Here is a 16981-nt window from a genome sequence, read left to right on the forward strand (position 1 = left end):
GTGATACTTTTAATATATCTGACAATAAAAAGACTACACACAACAATTGTGTTTATTGCAAAGAAACAAAGCGAGATTGAAAATGAATGACCACATATCTATAACATTGAACTAAAATTTTGAACAATTAGGCATCTATCTGCGGCAAAATTGCGTTTAAATATTTAATACACATTTTGAATAAGTTTAAATTTATTGTCAATTTTAAGACAAAACAAACACAGAAAATAAATATTTACCATCTTTGTATTAAGTTTGCGCTATATTCAGGCAAATTATTTGTACAAACAAATAAAAGATAGTACCTTGCGTTTCAATAACAATATCATTATAATATAGTAACCTTTCCCACCATCTACAATATATTTAAAATCGCACAATATGGCCTTATTTTACAATTTATTCAAAAATTCTTTTTTTTCGTTCTTCATTTGTTTATTTTTGGGTCTTTTAGTGTCAAACCAAAATGCCAGCGCACAAGGAACTCAAGTACAACTATTGGTCGAGGATTTTGAAAATGATATGTTTATTCAGTTTCAATTAAACTCGGATACCATTCCGGCCAAAGGCGACAATAAATGGATTGTCAATAAAACTTACAATGGCTCGGGCGTTTACCCCAATACTACCGACCAAAACACAACTATGTCAGGGCAAATAGGCAATCCCAACGAACATTATTTACATATTCACGACTCGAAAAAGCCCGGCGGAGCCGCTAATGCCAATTTTGACCCAACTAATGCCAGCGAAACTTGGGCAATTTTACCGCAAGGTATTTGCACCATGTCGTTGGTTGATATAAGGTTGGTGTTTTTTTGGTTGGCCGAAGGCTCGGCAAACTCATTTGGCGAAGTATATTATAGCGCCGACTATGGCGCTTGGACGCAAATTGGCCAAACCAAATACAATAATCAAGGCATTTGGAAATTTGAAGAAATTAAAGACGTTTCGTTTGAAAATGTTGAAGATTTGCGTTTTGCTTTCAGGTGGGTGAATCCAGGCGGCGAATCGCAAAACAGCATGTCGTTTGCCATTGACGATGTGCAAATAATTGGCACCTACGACCCCAACGCCAACCCCGTTGATATTATTATTAGCGATATTGTTGCCGAAGTTTGCGAAGGAACCACTTTTAATTTTACCTTCGAATTTACCGATACCCTTTGCGATGGCTCGTATTTAATTATGTTGTCTGACGATATGGGTTCGTTTGATAACCCAACCAGTTATTGGTCGTTCAGTTACCCCTACCCTTTCACTACGGGAAGTTTTGGTTTAACCCTTCCAACAGATGTATATCCGGGCGATTGTTATAAAATTAAAATCAATCGCTTGTCACCTTTGCCTGCCCTCGAAGGTATTGCTTCTGTCTGTTTTAAAATATTAGATTGCGATAATACTATTACCACCAAGCAGCCGCCGGTCACGTTTGAGCAGGGCAACGGCGACACCCTGTGCATGGGCAGCGTCATTGATGCCCGCTTTCAAAGTTGGGGGGTATTTAATGCGGGTAATCTTTATATGCTTGAGTTAAGCAAACCCGATGGCACTTTCCCACCTCCGGGCAAACCTAAAATTTTAGGCAAAAATCCGGATGATAAAACCTATAACGATTTGTTTTTCCCACCTGTGGGCAGTGTAGGCGGGTTAGTTCCTGATACCATCCCCGAAAGTTGCAACTATTATATTCGGGTAAACTCGAGTTTGCCAGGTACTTTTGGTGCGCCCTGGGGGCCATTCTGCATCAAACAGTGCGATATTAAAACCAACGACAAAAAAGATATACAAGTCTGCATAACTGCCGAAGAAGGTGCTTGTGTTGATGTTAAAATTGATATCAACTATTTTGACCCCAATATTTTATACGACCCGGCTAATAATTTTATGGTCGAAATTCGCGACCCCATGTTTTTTAGCTTAGTAAATATGGGAGGCTTGGGTATTTTTCCCGGAACTACCAACGATGTAGTGCAGGTATGTATTCCAAAATGGCCAGATTTAGGTGCTTTGGGCATGAAACCCGGCATGTATTATATGCGCATTGTAGGCACCAACTCAAACGATCCGGAAAATTTATTGGGCACGCTCATCCATTTAACTATCGGTGTTAAAAAACCTACTCCTCCATCGGTATATGCCACCGATACGGTAGTTTGTACGGGTAACACTGCTTTTTTCTATGTTACCAATGTTGACCCCGCCTCGACTTACGAATGGTTCTTAAACGGAAGCTCATTTTACCATGGTTCAGCAATGGGGGTAATTTTTAATAGCCCGCCCGGAACAGTGTTTGACGTAACCGTACAAGAAACCAACTACGGCTGTAAAGGGCCTATGTCGCCCCCTGTAAAAGTGTATGTAACTGGCCCGCCTAAAACAGTTATTGATGGTAAAAAAGTGGTTTGCGCCGGTGAAGTGGTGCAATATTGTGTGCCGTTTATACCAAAAACCTATTACGACTGGCAATTTACAGGTGCTACCCTTGTGGACACCTCGAACAGTTGTGTTACTATTCAGTTTTTTGACGACGGTACCGGAATAGCAACTCTTAACGTTAAAGCACTGAATGCCTGCGGTGAAGCTTTTGGTACTTTTGAGGTACAAGTAAATAAAGCCCCCGAAGTAACTGTTGACTCGATGGTTGTTGTATGTACCGGGCAATCTGTTACCTTAAATGCCATTGTAACCGGCGCCGATACCTATATTTGGACAGACCCATTGGGCAACGAAATTGGCGTTGAAACACCATCGGTAACGTTTACACCACCAAATACCGGATATTACTCGCTTTTAGCTATAGACTGGCAATGTCAAACTAAAAAAGATATTTTAGTAATTGTAAACCCAATTCCAACGCCAACAATAACCGGATTAACCGATGCCTGCGAAGGCGAAACCGTTACCTTAACAGCAACAGGTGGCTCAAGCTATGTTTGGGGAGATGGCACCACAGGGCCAATTTTGAACGTTACGCTTCCGGGCACTTATACCGTTGAAGCAAGTAATGGCACAGGCGATTGTAAGGCTACCACAGAACATACCGTAACCTTCCATCCTATACCGGTTGTAGATTTGGGAGGCCCCTACGAAATTTGTGAAGGTGGCGAGGTAACACTTGATGCCAAAAATCCAGGTGCTACCTTTAATTGGAGCAACGGTGGCACAGACCCAACTATTGATGTAACCGAACCCGGCGAATATACCGTAACCGTTAGTGCATGGGGCTGCGAAACAACCGGTACCGCTACCGTTAGTGACCACCCATTCCCTATTGTTGATTTAGGACCCGACTTAACCGTTTGCGAAGACTCGACCGTTACGCTTACCCCCGGTGAAACCCCCGGCGCATTTTACGGATGGAGTACAGGCGCAAATACCCCAACCATAGATGTTGTAGTCCCCAAATTTAAAGATGGGCCCTTACAAATTAACGTAGCAGTAACCAACGACTGCGGCACCCGCTTAGACTCGATAATTATTAACCCCATTTATTGTGGCGAAATTTTACCCTGCATTATTGTGCCAAACGCTTATTCGCCTAATAACGATGCCGTAAACGACCTGTTTATACCTAAGTTCCAATGCGAACCACTTAGCTACTATTTTAGAATTTATAACAGATGGGGGGAAAAGGTTTTCGAAACAAACGACTTTAGCCAAGGCTGGGATGGCATGTTTAGCAATTCAATAGCTCCGCTTGGCGTGTATGTTTGGGCTATTGAGTTTAATCGCGACCTGCCCAACGGCACCATGTCGCACGAAAAACACAAGGGCAATGTAACCTTGTTGCGCTAAACTAAGTTCAAAAAATCGAATGATGTTATTTGAATAGCATCTTACAAATAAACAAGCGACTTTAATTGTATTAGGTCGCTTGTTTTTTTAGCGGCATGTGGACAATAAATAAATTATCTTTGTGCTTATTTTTTCCTTGAATATGCTATTAAAGACCTTTTTAAATAAAGTTTTTTTTGCAATTTTACTGACCACTTTGAGTTTTACTCTTTTTATTTGGGGTTGTAGCTACGAAAAGGCAAATGAAAATAAAAGTCCTCAGTCAACACAAAATCTGGGCAGTAATAAACATCCGGAAGATAGAAGCCAACAACAAACATTTCCAAAACAAAACATTGCAATGGATATACAGCCCCCGTCTCAAGAGCAAACCAATATAAATACATCTATGACCGAACACAATTCGGATGTAAAATCAACTAAAACAACAAGTTTCTCCAAGATAGAGGAAAGTTTAGAAAAATCCGGATTAATAGATATTCAAACAGTGCATCCGGATATATTAGTAGATTTAAAATATGCCTCGGAGTCAAATTTTTTAGAAACAAATCTTTATGGTGATGTAAAACGCGCTTTTTTACAACCCGAACCTGCCGCCATGCTGGCCAAAGCACAGGAAATTTTAGCAGCAACTCACCCATACTATAGGCTTTTAGTATATGATGCCGCCCGTCCACGCTCGGTACAACGCCTTATGTATGCCCACGCCAAAGCCAATGGTAAAGAAAAATATGTAGCCGAACCATACCCCGGCTCGGCGCATAATTATGGTGCTGCCGTTGATTTAACTATTGCCGATTCGTTAGGTCAAAGTATAGATATGGGAACACCTTACGATTTTTTTGGTACTTTGGCACAGCCTCGCTTCGAAGCCCAATTTTTAGCCGAAGGCAAATTAACTCACGCCCAAATAATAAACCGGTTGTTATTGCGCAATACCATGAAAAAAGCAGGTTTTATTGCCATTCAAAGCGAATGGTGGCATTTTGAAGCATACCCAAAAACAATTTACCGTGCAAAATACCCAATAATAGAATAATTTTACGCCATATTGTAACTTTTCTCTTAGCTCGTACATTTAGCAAGCAAATAAAGCACACTAAACACCCTTTTACATTAATAATACATCTAACAACCATGAAACGATTAACTTTATTTTTATGCTTTTTAGCCCTAATTTTTTCCACATCTACCTTTAACCCTGCTATGGCGCAAAGTAAAGGAAAAACCAAAAGCAAAACCTCAACCGGCAGTAACAGCAATTCTTCTTCTTCTTCGAGCAGCAGCAGCGGTAACAAGGGCAAAACTGTACCCAAAAGTGGTAGCAGCACCAATAACAGCGATGATGATAACAGCGACAAAAATAACAAAAATTCACTGTTCAAACTTGGCCAAAAAACCCAATCAAGCGAACTAAGAAAAACCAAAACACGCATTTTAGGCTTCGAAATTGGCGTTGGAACCTGGATGGGTGATTTGGGTACAACCTACCACGACTTAGAAATAAACACAGGTCGCTCGGTGCACATGACACTTAGCCCATTTACCACTCAATACCGTTTAAGCCGCAAACCTGCAATATATGTTGGCACTGGCATACAGTTTCAGTTTAACCATTATGGCTTTAAAAACGATATTATACTAACCGAAGAAGAAAATAGCCCTTTAGACAAGTTAACTTGGTCTGAATCAGCAGAAGACCTTAAAAAGAAAAATCTTTTCCAATCATTTTTTACCATACCACTACAACTACAATACGAAAGTCGCCCTGCATCATTGCGTCATTCGTTTAGAATTGCCGGCGGTGGTTACCTTGGGTTTCGTACAGCAAGTAGTTTCCGGATGAAAGATGACGGCGGTAAAGATAAAATTAAAGATCAGTTTTTTACCGAAGATATGCGCTACGGTGTTAGCGGCCGGATTGGATATGGGCCTATAAATTTTGGCCTTCGCTACCAACTAAGCGATACCTTTAAAGAAGGTTTAGGCCCCGATGTAAAACCATTTTCAGTAGAATTTAGCATCATTAGACCTTTCTAAAATAAATACCCAAAAAGCCATTGCAAGCGTTTTGTAGTGGCTTTTTGCTTTTTCGCCCATTTTTTTATTTAAAATTTGGCAATTCAAAGCAAATCACGTATCTTTGTGCCGCAAACAAAAAAAGAAGGACCCGTAGCTCAACTGAATAGAGCATCTGACTACGGATCAGAAGGTTAGGAGTTTGAATCTCTTCGGGTTCACCATTTTGAAAGGATTTTAGGCCGCTCAGGTTTAAAATCCTTTTTTTTTTCAATATTTCTGAATCTTTATTTTATATGAGGAACTTTATTTTTGTAACAAGCAGTGTTTATATTCTATTATTGGCTGTGCTAAATCTAATATCCGGATGCCAGCCCAACAGCAATCCTGCCGAAAAATACGCCTACCCCAAAAACCAGCGCGGCCCATCGCCAAACCACGAAGTCAAAACCATCAACCAATACTCCGAAACGGGCTCGTACAGCGTTGCCGCCACCTACCCCTTTTTTGAAAACCTCGAAAATAAAGCCTCGTTCGCCAATTTAAATGGTGAATTTTACAAATACGCCCAAGAAGAAGTTAAGCGTTTTAAAATAAAATGCCTTGACAGCAATTCAAAAGGTAACGACCTGAACTTACATTACGACCTATACACTATAGGCGACAGTTTACTGATTATTGAGTGGATTTACCATATAAAAATGGATAACCAACCCGAACAGGTTCAACGGGTAGCCTATAAATATGATTTAAAAACGGGTAAAAACCTCGGAAAACCCGAACAGCCAAACAATTAGTCGTCTTTGTAGGGCTATCATTTATAATATTGCAGTAGTTAAAACTATTTATTGACATTCAAACAAGGTCATTTTTATAAAACCATCTTGCCCCTGCCATAATACATTACAATATTGCGATAAGCTATCATGTAGTTCGGGCGGAAAATCGTTTGAAACATTGCTCCACAAGAAATAAGGCACAGTGTCGCGTTTTCCGGAAAATTCACCGATGTCCATCAAACCATCGACAACTAAATCTGTCAAATCTTTATATTTTGGTGCTGCATATAGTGGAAATTCAGTTCCGACAGTAATTTTTTTTGAAGTATTGAGATTTGAAATAACTATATCGGCCTGCGCATTGAGTTTGAAGTATGGAAGCGTTGCCAGTGTGTTGTCCCAGCTATTAGCTATCGGATAAGGATATACCCACCAATGCCCCGACAACAAAGCTGCCAAGCTCAATATTACAACAATTTTTTGTGTTATAGGTTGTAAAACCTCAATAAAAGCAAGTACTGCAAGCCATAACAATAAATAAACAGGAATAAAATACCGATGCATGTTAGGGGCGTCGCGCAGCATTAAAGCAGCCGGAAACAATACTGCACTAACTATTAAAGTCAATAACAATTTGCTTTGTGCTGTTGTAAATGGCAATTTTTCCCTTCGGATAATAAAAAGGCAAAAGAGCAAAATAGTCCAGCCTATAATATGCCCATTATCTAATAAACGCCACCCCGAAACAGCCAAACTGCGCAGCATTTGCGAAAAATTGCCAAAAAAACCTTCGCCCTGCGACCAATGCGAATGTTTGGGGTAAATAAAGTAGCCCAAATGCAGGTATTGATAAACAAACCAAGCCACCACCAAAATACATCCGGGTAGATATGCCCTGTAAATTTTTGTTAAACTGCTTTTAAATCCGGAAAAATAGTTTTGTGTATTTGAATAATTTCTTACTAAAACATCAATAACAAACAATATTGGAAGCCAAATTAGACCTTTTAAATTTGTCAACAAAACAAATATTAGTCCGAACGTTAAGTAATACCTTTTTTGTGTTAAAATACCCATCAAACTAAACATAATACCACAAAGATAAGGCAGGTCTGAACCTGCATAGATACCCTGAGCCAATAATCCGGGTTGAATAATAATGAATAAACCCGCCCAAAATCTTCCGGAGGAAGGGAAAAAATAAAATGCAATTTTAAGGGTTGCCAGGGCAACACCAAATAAAAATGGCAATATTGCCCAATGCATCGCTGCCAAAGATTTGCCGAAAACTGTCCAAATAACCGCTAAATAATAGGCATAAAATGGTGGATGAATAGGATTAAACTCGGGTGGTAATAATAGGATTTGTAGATGCTGTTCGTAAAAAGCTTGTGCTGGTTTGCTTATTAACGCAATATTGTCCCAAAAAAATGGAATTGACAAAGTCAAAATAGTTAAAATTACATAAAAACTAGCCAAAATGGTGTAGTAAGGTAGTTCGGCTTTAAATTTGTGGGATAAACTCGATTTCATTAAGTGCTACTCTGGTTAAGGGGGTCAAATGAAAAAACTGGGGCAAATTTTACCGCATTAATCGTAATTTTAGGCTTCAAAACCGTACAATCAACAAATAAGACCCGCAAATATGCAAAAATTTATTTTAACGACTTTACTTTTAACCTTAATACATGTATTTAATTTTACACCTGTCGAAGCAAAAACAAAAGATGCATGGCGGATTAAGTTAAAGATAAATGGCATAAAAAACGACACCTGTATATTAGCTTATCATTTTGGAAACAGGATTTTAGTTCAGGATACTTTTTTGATTAACTCGAAAGGTGTATGCGAAATGCACGCCGAAAATTCATTACCCGGAGGGATTTACGTAGCAGTTATAAAAAAAACCTTGTTTTTTGAGTTTTTAGTGAGTGGTAATGAGCCAAATTTTACCATTGAAACCGATACAAGCGATTTTATTGGAAAAATGAAGGTTCAAAACTCTAAAGAAAATAAATTGTTTAATAACTGTCAATTATTTTTAAAAAAGATAGGCGATGAGGTTGAAATCCTTAAAACTGCTTTATCGAAAGCCGAAAATCATAGCGACTCGAGTGCGATTAATGAAAAATTAACAGCAAAAACAGAAGAAATTAACGAATTTAGAATAAAAGAAGCACAAGCCCACAAAGGCAGTTTTTATGCCCAGTTATTAACTGCTATGGCCGAACCAGCCTACAAAAATACAGACAATAACGCAACGCCCGACCCATTACAAACACGTTATTTTATTAGAAATCATTTTTGGGATAGTTTTGACTTTGCCGACCCGCGTTTGGCACGAACGCCAATTTTTTACAACAAACTAAAAACCTATTTTGAACGGCTGACCATGCAAATTCCCGATTCGCTTATTCAAGCCTGCGACGAAGTAGTGCCACGCACCAAACCAAACCGCGAGCTTTTTCAATTTACAGTTGGTTATTTGGCGCAGTTTTACGAGAGTTCAAAAATTATGGGCATGGAGTCGGTATTTGTGCACTTGGCAGATAAATATTTTTTAACCGGAGAAGCTACATGGCTAACCGAAGCCAACCTGAAAAAAATTAGAGAGCGTGTAATGCGGTTGAAACCTAATTTAATTGGAAAATTAGCACCAGAATTATTACTTACCGACTCGGCGGGGACAAAAGTTTCTATCCGGAAAATAAATGCCGATTATACAATTTTATATTTTTGGAGCTACGATTGTGGCCACTGCAAAAAAGAAACGCCGCACTATTTAGACCTCTACCATAAATACAAAAATAAAGACGTAAAGTTTGTAGGTATATCAACCAAATTAGAGCGCGACAAATGGCTTAACTATATTAAAGAACATCAGTTAGATTGGTATAATTTATACGACCCAACAGGGCAAACACGCATGCACGAACTTTACGATATTTACTCTACACCAACCATTTTTTTACTTGATAAGGATAAAAAAATTATTGCCAAACGCATAAACTATGAGCAAATTGATATGATTTTAGACGATTTGATTAACAAAAAACAAGGCAAAGCCATTGAATTAAAAGACGAAAATTAGAGGAACAAATAAACCAAATAGTTTAAATTTTTAACCCGCCCTCCCTGCCGTTTCGTTGCTATTTTTTAGTATCCGGAAAATTTAAGCACTATTGCCTCTTTCAGCAAAAATTGGGTTACAAATTGTTAAATTAACGCTATTTCTGGAACTTTAACTGCTATTTTTTAGTTACCTTTGTATTAATTTTTTAACCCACAATTGTAATTTTTTCTATTTTAACTATGGCAATGCAATTTACCGACGCTAATTTTAGCGAAGCTGTAATAAACTCAGACAAATTAAGTGTTGTTGATTTTTGGGCTGAATGGTGCGGCCCATGTCGTATGGTAGGCCCAATTATTGAAGAGTTAGCCACCGAATACAATGGCCAAGTAAATGTTGGCAAAGTTGATGTTGATAACAACCAACAAGTATCTTTAAACTATGGCATTCGTAGTATTCCTACGGTTTTGTTTATTAAAAACGGCCAAGTTATTGATAAAATTGTAGGCGCAGCATCAAAAGCAATTTATAAACAAAAAATTGAAGCGAATAAATAAATAACCACACTTAATTTTTTGATTAAATACGAAACGAAGCCATCCGGAGTTAACCAAATACCGGATGGCTTCGTTTCATTTTATTTATTGACAGGCAAAAAAAACATCATATTACTGTTTTATTAATTGTTGCCGCACCAACTCCCACAAAACCATACCAGCGCTAACGGCAATATTGAGCGAATGTTTGGTGCCAAATTGTGGAATTTCTATACAACCATGGCATAAGTCTAATACCTGTGGGTCAACGCCATTAACCTCGTGACCAAAAACCAAAGCAATTTTTTGCTGTTGATTGGCCAGCCTAAACTCGTGCAAAAGGGTGCTGTGCGTAGTTTGCTCGACCCCCCAAACCTGCCAACCCTCTGAAATAAGTTGTTCTACCGTTTCGAGCGTTGATTCGGTTGCCTGCCAATTTACACTTTGCGTAGCGCCAAGTGCAGTTTTTGCAATTTCTTTATTAGGTGGCGTTGCAGTAATACCGCAAAGCCATATTTTTTCGATGGCCAAAGCATCGGCAGTTCTAAAAACCGCCCCAACATTATAAGCGCTGCGCACATTGTCGAGCACCACACAAACAGGCAATTTTTGTGTTTGTTTGAAATCAACTACACTAAGCCGACCCATTTCGGTTATTGCCAGCTTTTTAAAATTGGTCATCGCATTAAATTGAAATAACGGCAAAAATAGGCAATAAAAACAAAAACCACTGCTTTAGGTAAACTAAGGCAGTGGTAAAAAAATAATTAGTGAAGGTAACGTGAGTTCGGAGATTTACTTAGTAAATTTTAGCAAGATCTACTTGAGGTTTATTGGGGTAAAACTGATAGGCTACCAAGCTAGCGACTATATGGACAAAAGCATTCTGTGGTTTTCTGTGTCTGGTATGTTCTAAGTCAAAAACCGAGGTCAAAATATCATTAATGGCTTCAATCATAGGTCTTTTTTTCAATAAGAGCCTTTCTTCTAAGGACATTAGTCTGTTTTTCATATTCTTTTTGACTTTGGTAATTATTTTTAGTCCTTTTTCAAAAAAGTTGTTCCATAAGGTAGTCAAATAGCCTTTATCGCCAAACAATGTGCCTGATATTTTCTCTAATAGCTTGTTTAAGAGGTCTTTACTATTGTCTGCCACCTGTCCCTGTAGTCAAAGCAAAGTCCACGATTTGTCCTTTGTGATTGACTATCAGGTGGAGCTTAAAGCCGAAAAACCACCCCATAGAAGATTTTCCTTTCGAGGCGGTTTGAGCAAAAAACTTTATGTTGCTTGGCTCGCAGCATGTCACAAACAGGTAGCGCTTTGGCATCTATGTAATAAATTCCTGTTTTTTCTGCTTGCTGGCAGGTTAATTTGGCTAAAATCGCCATAGGAAGAGCAACCCGTTCTATTAACTCTATAAAATAGTTGTAGGATGGGGCAGTAGGAAAATAGGTCTTTAAGTCATTCAAAACCAATGCTTTATAGTAATATTCAAAACATTTATAGCCCGAATAGTGGTAGAAAATCAGAATCGTAAGTATCTCACTTTCCGAAATTTTGGGGCACACTACGAGGCGTGGCATTGTTTTACCTTCGCTAAGCCAATGCTGAGCAACCCATTGTTGCATCAGCAAACAGGCATTATCTACAAAAAAAAATAATTCAAATAACATGGACACATCAAATTTTGTATCTTTGGACTTCATAAAAACAGGGGGTAGTATTGTTTGCAGTTTTGGACACTACAAAGATAACTATGCTCCTGTTTTTATTCCTATCAACTATACTAATCCCCCTATTTTTTATAGCTTAGCTCCGAATTCACGTTGAAGGTATTATGCAAGGGCTTACTTATAAATACTAATCACCTCGTCAATGGTTGCAGGGGTGGTAATTGATTTAATAAGTGTTTTGTTTTTGTTGTAAACAATAAAAGTTGGCGTGTCGTAAAGGTCGCCAAACGAGTCAAAAATTTTCATATCCTTATCGTGTAAAAATATCATGTTTTTGTTTTTTGGAAAATACGTTTTCTTAAAATCGGCAATTTGCTCTTTTTCGGCAAACGAAATCCATACTATTTTGGTAGCACTAAATTTTTTTATATTTTTAAGCATTTCTTGTGTTGTAGCCAAACAATGCTCGCAAGTGGGGTCAAAGTATATGATAGTTAAATACTTGGTAAAGGCTATTTCGTGGCCGCGCACTGTTTTACCTGCTAAATCTTTAAAATTAAAATTTGGGAGTTGCGGTTGCGCCATCAACTGGGGGGCAGCTAATAACCATCCGGTTAAAAGTAAGGCAAAGGACAAATAAAGTTTTTTCATAAATAATTCCGGAAAAATAATAAATTAAAGTACGGTAAAATAAAACAAAACTTAGTTTAGTGTGTATTACGCTGCTTTTAAGACAAATATTGCCCTATAAAGTTTATTTTTGCCCGAAAATAAAACACTAATTTTGTTGCCTCATAAAATAGATTAAAGTACAAAAATGCCGCAGCAACCCAGCCAGCTTACCCCAAACCAACCGTATTGGCTGTTAAGCGGCATACATTTACCCCACCAAAATCAAACTGTTGCGATTTGTATTTCCGAAGGAAAGATTAAAAATATTTATCCCGATGAAAGCCTTGACCCAAAATTTATTGCCCATGCTCAATACCATATCCGGATAAAAAATGGATGGCTTTGGCCCGGAAATATTAACGCTCACGAGCATTTAGCTTTCAACGCCTACCCCACCCTCACCAATCAAAAATTTGCCGATTATACCCAATGGGCTGACTTTTTGCATCAGACATGCAGGCAACAAATCGCAAAAATAGAAGCGTTGCCAATTACATTGCGCCTGCAATGCACTATGGTAAAAAATATCTTAGCCGGGGTAACTACTATTTGCCAACATGGACGCAATTATGCTAAATTATTACCCGCCCCACCCATAAACGTTTATTACTGCCGCACTTTACACTCGTTAGCACACGAAAAAAAATATCGATTTTGGCAATTTTGGCTACCCAAACCACATAGGCTACCCACCATACACCTTGCCGAAGGTAGTAGTTTTTTAGCCGCCGCCGAGCCAAACGAATTACAAAAAATAATACCCCGTTATTGTAAATTTATAGCCATACATGGCATTACTTTAACAGCCAACCACCCCATTTTAAAGCAACTGAAAGGCCTTGTGTGGTGTCCCTACTCGAATTTAGAATTGTATGGAGCCACAGCACCCCTCCAAACGCTTACAAGTCAACTACCCATTGCTTTTGGCACCGACTCAACTTTAAGCAGCCACTGGGACTGGTGGCAACACATACAAACAGCTACCCAAACCCAACTATTAAGCCCCGAAACGTTGTACCAAGCAGCCACAAAAACAGGAGCATCCATTTTTAATCTGCCCGATTACAATAATGCCGGCATAATAACAAATGATACTAAGGCAGACTTTTTTGTAACTACCTATCCGGAGCTAATATCAGCCACCAATCCGGATGATTTGGCCAACAATACGGCCTCTCAATGGGCATTGACTCAAACAAAAAATATTCAATTAGTAGTTTGCAAGGGACAAATAGTGCAAATTGATGATAATATTGCCGCAGCGCATAACTTGCCTGTTGAAAACGGATTTACCTCACTAAACATACAAGGCTGTAAAAAATGGTTATCCGGAAATTATAAAAATACTATCGCTTACATCCGGAACAATTTAAACTGGGGTATAAACTAAAAAAGCCGTATTTTTGGCCACTCAAACGAAATTTTATGTCGCAAAATTTGCCCGAAAAAATAGCAGCTTTTACCCGCTTACTCGCCCTAATGGACCAACTGCGGGAAAAATGCCCTTGGGATAAAAAACAAACCAACGAAAGTTTGCGCTCGCTTACCATTGAAGAAACCTACGAACTGGCCGATGCAATATTAAACAACGATGCAAGCGCAAAACGCGAAGAACTAGGCGATTTAATGCTGCACTTAGTGTTTTATGCAAAAATTGGCGAAGAAAATAACGAATATGATATTGCCGACATCATAAATACCTTGTGCGACAAGATGGAACGCCGCCACCCACATATTTATGGCGATATGGTGTTAACTGACGCCGATGCAGTAATACGCAACTGGGAACAAATGAAACTTAAAGAAGGTAAAAAATCGGCATTAGCGGGCGTGCCAACCGCCCTACCCGCCTTGGTAAAAGCAATGCGAATACAGGCCAAAGCCCAAAAAATAGGCTTTGATTGGGACACACCCGAACAAGTATGGGAAAAAGTGCTTGAAGAAACCAATGAATTAGCCGAAGCAGCCGCCCAAAACCAAACAAAAAACATGCAAGAAGAATTGGGCGATTTGCTGTTTGCCATTGTTAATTATGCCCGCTTTATTAATATTGACCCCGAAGAAGCCCTTGAACGCACCAATAAAAAATTTACCAACCGATTTGTAAAAATGGAAGCAATGGCAGCTCAAAAAGGGCTTCGTTTAGCCGATATGACCCTTGCCGAAATGGACCTATTATGGGAGGCAGCTAAAAAAACCGAAAAAGAAAATGGGCAACAATTGTTTTATCCGGATTAAAGTCCTATCGCATCAATTTACTTAATTAAATTTAACTTTATATATATTTTTTTGTGTCGGTTAACGATTTTGAAGATATTTGCCGCGGCATAAGGCAGCGTCTGCCAAAGCCCGTCTATTTTTTACAAGGCGACGAGCCTTTTTTTATTGACGAAATTACCGAATTACTGTCAACTTGTTTGCTTGAGCCTGCCGAGCAAAGTTTTAATCAGACTATTTTTTATGGTAAAGATGTTGACGTAGATACCGTACGCAGCGCGGCTATGCGCTATCCGCTTATGGCCGAAAGGCAAGTAATTATTGTAAAAGAAGCCCAACACCTTCGCGATATAGAAAAATTGCTTTCGTACGTACAAAAACCAGTATCAACAACCGTTTTGGCTTTTACATACAAAGGAAAAAGTTTAAATGCCAACAGTAAATTAGCTAAAGCCATAGCCCAGAACGGTATATTTTTTGCTTCAAAAAAGCTCTACGAAAATCAAGTTCCTGCCTGGGTTTCGGGGTGGCTAAAAAAGCAGGGGTTTTCTATTGAGCCTAATGCCAGCTCATTGGTGGTCGAATATTTGGGCAATGAATTGAGCCGCATTACAAACGAACTTTCGAAATTACTTATTGGCTTGCCCCCCAAAGCCACTATAACCCACAACCTAATTGCCGACAATATAGGCATAAGCAAAGAATTTAACGTTTTTGAGCTTCAAAAAGCCTTGGCAACCCGCAATACGCATAAAGTATTTTTAATAGCCGACTATTTTGCCGCCAACCTAAAAAATAATCCTTTGGTGGTTGTAGTAGCCAGTTTATATCGTTTTTTTGCCAAATTATTAGTCTTTCATACGGTAGCCCGCAAGCCCGAAGCCGAAATTTTAGCTGCTATGGATATGAGCAGCAAGTATTTTTTATCTGATTATCAAACAGCGGCAAAACAATTTACAGCACCCCAAACTGTACAAGCCATTGAGGCACTATACCTTGCCGATTTACACAGCAAAGGTGTAAACAACCCAAATACTGACGATGCTGAAATTTTGCGCGAAATGCTCATCCGGATATTAGCATAATTATAGGTTATTGTTTAAACAACCTTGGCTTAACATTTGCTCCAACATTTAACAATCAATATCTTACCTGCTAATTTGTATTTTTGAAGTATATTTAAAACCGTTTGCGCTTATAATTTCAACCAAATATAAGCCCGTGTTTACTCGTTGATTTAAAGTGGCAATATTACCGTTATTGCCCATATTTAATGTATTTCTAGAAATTGCTACTAAACTGCCTTGAATATTGTAAACCGCTACTTGAAAATTGTTGAAATGAGAGGGTAGTTGGTCAATTATCAAGTGTAGGCCGTCATTTTGCATTTTTACAATTGGATTTGTAAAGTTGCCAAAAATTAGTTCCGGATTGCCGCTCGGTTGTTCAAAACTTAGATTGTCTAAATACAGTTCGCCGTCAAAATCAAAATCGGAGGTAACCGCCGGATAATTAGCAATATCTGTTGGAGTCAATACACGGCTTGAAAAAATAAAAGTGGTACTGTCTGTTCCTTGTTCAATTTTAACATTTACCGAAAACTGTTCGTACTCTTTGTTAACAATTAAGTTTTGCGAAACTTCGCTCTTTAAACTGCCGCCCGCCCAGTTTGCAATATAAACCATGGCTTCGCAGTTGGTACAATTGGCTGCATATTGGTAATACCCAGCCAATAAAAAATTGCCGGCATTTGGTTTTTCTAAATTATATTTAAGCAAGGTTGGTATGGGCATGGCAACAAAATCGCCTTGCGTTGAGGGCGAAAGATCGGCAGCATATTTGCCTGCATAGGCTTGCGTTGTCTGTTTTAGGCCGCTAAAAAAGCCAAGTGGTTCGTCGCAGGGCGTAGTCCAGTTTAAAGGCAACGAGCCCCCAAACTCGAAACATAGTTTGGCATCTTCCCAGTCCTCAAAATTGCCATTTTTTAAGGTTTGGGCTTTACCACTTAAACTGAAGACCAAAACAGTTAATACCAAACAAAGAGAAGCACGCATATTAGTGAAACACATTTTTTAAAAGAACAAAATTGGATTATTAGATAAAACGACCGCCTTAATGCAGGCGTTGCTTTTTAGCTCAAAGATGTATTTTTAGTGATATTTTCTATCCGGAGAAAAAAAAACCGTTTGTATATCAAAGGCATGGTCAGGCAT

Annotated in this window: 15 protein-coding genes and 1 tRNA gene; 10 read left to right on the top strand and 6 right to left on the bottom strand. The window is 38.7% G+C overall.

All coding sequences use genetic code 11. The features are described from left to right. Nucleotides 1-441: 441 nt before the first annotated feature. The 5 genes from IPI59_14490 (at nucleotide 442) to IPI59_14510 (ending at nucleotide 6614) form a co-directional block, all read left to right on the top strand. Nucleotides 442-3798, top strand: coding sequence for a gliding motility-associated C-terminal domain-containing protein (locus IPI59_14490; GenBank protein MBK7528717.1), 3357 nt, complete (start codon nucleotides 442-444; stop codon nucleotides 3796-3798). A 196-nt stretch (nucleotides 3799-3994) separates the two neighbouring features. Continuing rightward, complete coding sequence (locus tag IPI59_14495; GenBank protein ID MBK7528718.1) at nucleotides 3995-4837, top strand: M15 family metallopeptidase; 843 nt, start codon at nucleotides 3995-3997, stop codon at nucleotides 4835-4837. Between the two features lie 98 nt (nucleotides 4838-4935). After that, nucleotides 4936-5838: a hypothetical protein gene (locus tag IPI59_14500; GenBank protein ID MBK7528719.1), complete on the top strand. Its 903-nt coding sequence runs from the start codon at nucleotides 4936-4938 to the stop codon at nucleotides 5836-5838. A gap of 126 nt (nucleotides 5839-5964) precedes the next feature. Next, nucleotides 5965-6041: transfer RNA gene (locus tag IPI59_14505), tRNA-Arg, on the top strand. Nucleotides 6042-6113: 72 nt separating this feature from the next. Next, entirely contained in the window at nucleotides 6114-6614 is a 501-nt protein-coding gene (locus tag IPI59_14510) for a hypothetical protein (protein ID MBK7528720.1), read from the top strand. A 48-nt stretch (nucleotides 6615-6662) separates the two neighbouring features. Here IPI59_14510 and IPI59_14515 read toward each other — a convergent pair whose 3' ends face one another. Beyond that, a complete protein-coding gene (locus IPI59_14515) occupies nucleotides 6663-8129 on the bottom strand; it encodes a hypothetical protein (GenBank protein MBK7528721.1) in 1467 nt (488 codons plus the stop codon). A gap of 112 nt (nucleotides 8130-8241) precedes the next feature. Between IPI59_14515 and IPI59_14520 the strand changes: the two genes are divergently transcribed. Next, nucleotides 8242-9687 (top strand): redoxin domain-containing protein, encoded by a 1446-nt coding sequence (locus IPI59_14520; GenBank protein ID MBK7528722.1) that lies wholly within the window; start codon nucleotides 8242-8244, stop codon nucleotides 9685-9687. A gap of 221 nt (nucleotides 9688-9908) precedes the next feature. Next, on the top strand, nucleotides 9909-10226 hold the full coding sequence (trxA, locus tag IPI59_14525; protein MBK7528723.1) for a thioredoxin: 318 nt from the start codon (nucleotides 9909-9911) through the stop codon (nucleotides 10224-10226). 111 nt (nucleotides 10227-10337) lie between these two features. Here trxA and IPI59_14530 read toward each other — a convergent pair whose 3' ends face one another. From IPI59_14530 to IPI59_14545, 4 genes are all read right to left on the bottom strand, one after another. Beyond that, nucleotides 10338-10886, bottom strand: coding sequence for an RNA methyltransferase (locus tag IPI59_14530; GenBank protein ID MBK7528724.1), 549 nt, complete (start codon nucleotides 10884-10886; stop codon nucleotides 10338-10340). Between the two features lie 118 nt (nucleotides 10887-11004). After that, on the bottom strand, nucleotides 11005-11361 hold the full coding sequence (locus IPI59_14535) for a transposase (GenBank protein MBK7528725.1): 357 nt from the start codon (nucleotides 11359-11361) through the stop codon (nucleotides 11005-11007). Further along, the gene (locus tag IPI59_14540) at nucleotides 11348-11512 is read right to left on the bottom strand and encodes a hypothetical protein (GenBank protein ID MBK7528726.1); all 165 of its coding nucleotides are present in this window, start codon (nucleotides 11510-11512) and stop codon (nucleotides 11348-11350) included. The genes IPI59_14535 and IPI59_14540 overlap by 14 nt, the downstream gene beginning before the upstream one ends. Nucleotides 11513-12053: 541 nt before the next feature. Further along, nucleotides 12054-12530: a redoxin domain-containing protein gene (locus tag IPI59_14545; protein MBK7528727.1), complete on the bottom strand. Its 477-nt coding sequence runs from the start codon at nucleotides 12528-12530 to the stop codon at nucleotides 12054-12056. A gap of 166 nt (nucleotides 12531-12696) precedes the next feature. Between IPI59_14545 and IPI59_14550 the strand changes: the two genes are divergently transcribed. The 3 genes from IPI59_14550 to holA are packed head-to-tail and all read left to right on the top strand — an operon-like array spanning nucleotide 12697 to nucleotide 15853. Continuing rightward, entirely contained in the window at nucleotides 12697-13941 is a 1245-nt protein-coding gene (locus IPI59_14550; protein MBK7528728.1) for an amidohydrolase family protein, read from the top strand. Nucleotides 13942-13976: 35 nt separating this feature from the next. Next, complete coding sequence (gene mazG / locus IPI59_14555; GenBank protein ID MBK7528729.1) at nucleotides 13977-14789, top strand: nucleoside triphosphate pyrophosphohydrolase; 813 nt, start codon at nucleotides 13977-13979, stop codon at nucleotides 14787-14789. A 53-nt stretch (nucleotides 14790-14842) separates the two neighbouring features. Then, nucleotides 14843-15853, top strand: a complete 1011-nt coding sequence (gene holA, locus IPI59_14560) for a DNA polymerase III subunit delta (GenBank protein MBK7528730.1) — start codon at nucleotides 14843-14845, stop codon at nucleotides 15851-15853. Nucleotides 15854-15916: 63 nt separating this feature from the next. Here the strand turns inward: holA and IPI59_14565 are convergent, their stop codons facing one another. Further along, the gene (locus tag IPI59_14565) at nucleotides 15917-16822 is read right to left on the bottom strand and encodes a T9SS type A sorting domain-containing protein (GenBank protein ID MBK7528731.1); all 906 of its coding nucleotides are present in this window, start codon (nucleotides 16820-16822) and stop codon (nucleotides 15917-15919) included. Between the last annotated feature and the right edge of the window lie 159 nt (nucleotides 16823-16981).

This window comes from Sphingobacteriales bacterium (assembly GCA_016706405.1).
Lineage (GTDB): Bacteria > Bacteroidota > Bacteroidia > Chitinophagales > UBA2359 > BJ6.

What these genes read in the sequence shown, in the direction of transcription:
- IPI59_14510 (MBK7528720.1), top strand. Translation starts at nt 6,114, where the DNA reads ATGAGGAACTTTATTTTTGTAACAAGCAGTGTTTATATTCTATTATTG.
- IPI59_14500 (MBK7528719.1), top strand. Translation starts at nt 4,936, where the DNA reads ATGAAACGATTAACTTTATTTTTATGCTTTTTAGCCCTAATTTTTTCC.
- IPI59_14530 (MBK7528724.1), bottom strand. Translation starts at nt 10,886, where the DNA reads ATGACCAATTTTAAAAAGCTGGCAATAACCGAAATGGGTCGGCTTAGT.
- IPI59_14520 (MBK7528722.1), top strand. Translation starts at nt 8,242, where the DNA reads ATGCAAAAATTTATTTTAACGACTTTACTTTTAACCTTAATACATGTA.
- IPI59_14565 (MBK7528731.1), bottom strand. Translation starts at nt 16,822, where the DNA reads ATGCGTGCTTCTCTTTGTTTGGTATTAACTGTTTTGGTCTTCAGTTTA.
- trxA (MBK7528723.1), top strand. Translation starts at nt 9,909, where the DNA reads ATGGCAATGCAATTTACCGACGCTAATTTTAGCGAAGCTGTAATAAAC.
- IPI59_14515 (MBK7528721.1), bottom strand. Translation starts at nt 8,129, where the DNA reads ATGAAATCGAGTTTATCCCACAAATTTAAAGCCGAACTACCTTACTAC.
- IPI59_14550 (MBK7528728.1), top strand. Translation starts at nt 12,697, where the DNA reads ATGCCGCAGCAACCCAGCCAGCTTACCCCAAACCAACCGTATTGGCTG.
- mazG (MBK7528729.1), top strand. Translation starts at nt 13,977, where the DNA reads ATGTCGCAAAATTTGCCCGAAAAAATAGCAGCTTTTACCCGCTTACTC.
- IPI59_14545 (MBK7528727.1), bottom strand. Translation starts at nt 12,530, where the DNA reads ATGAAAAAACTTTATTTGTCCTTTGCCTTACTTTTAACCGGATGGTTA.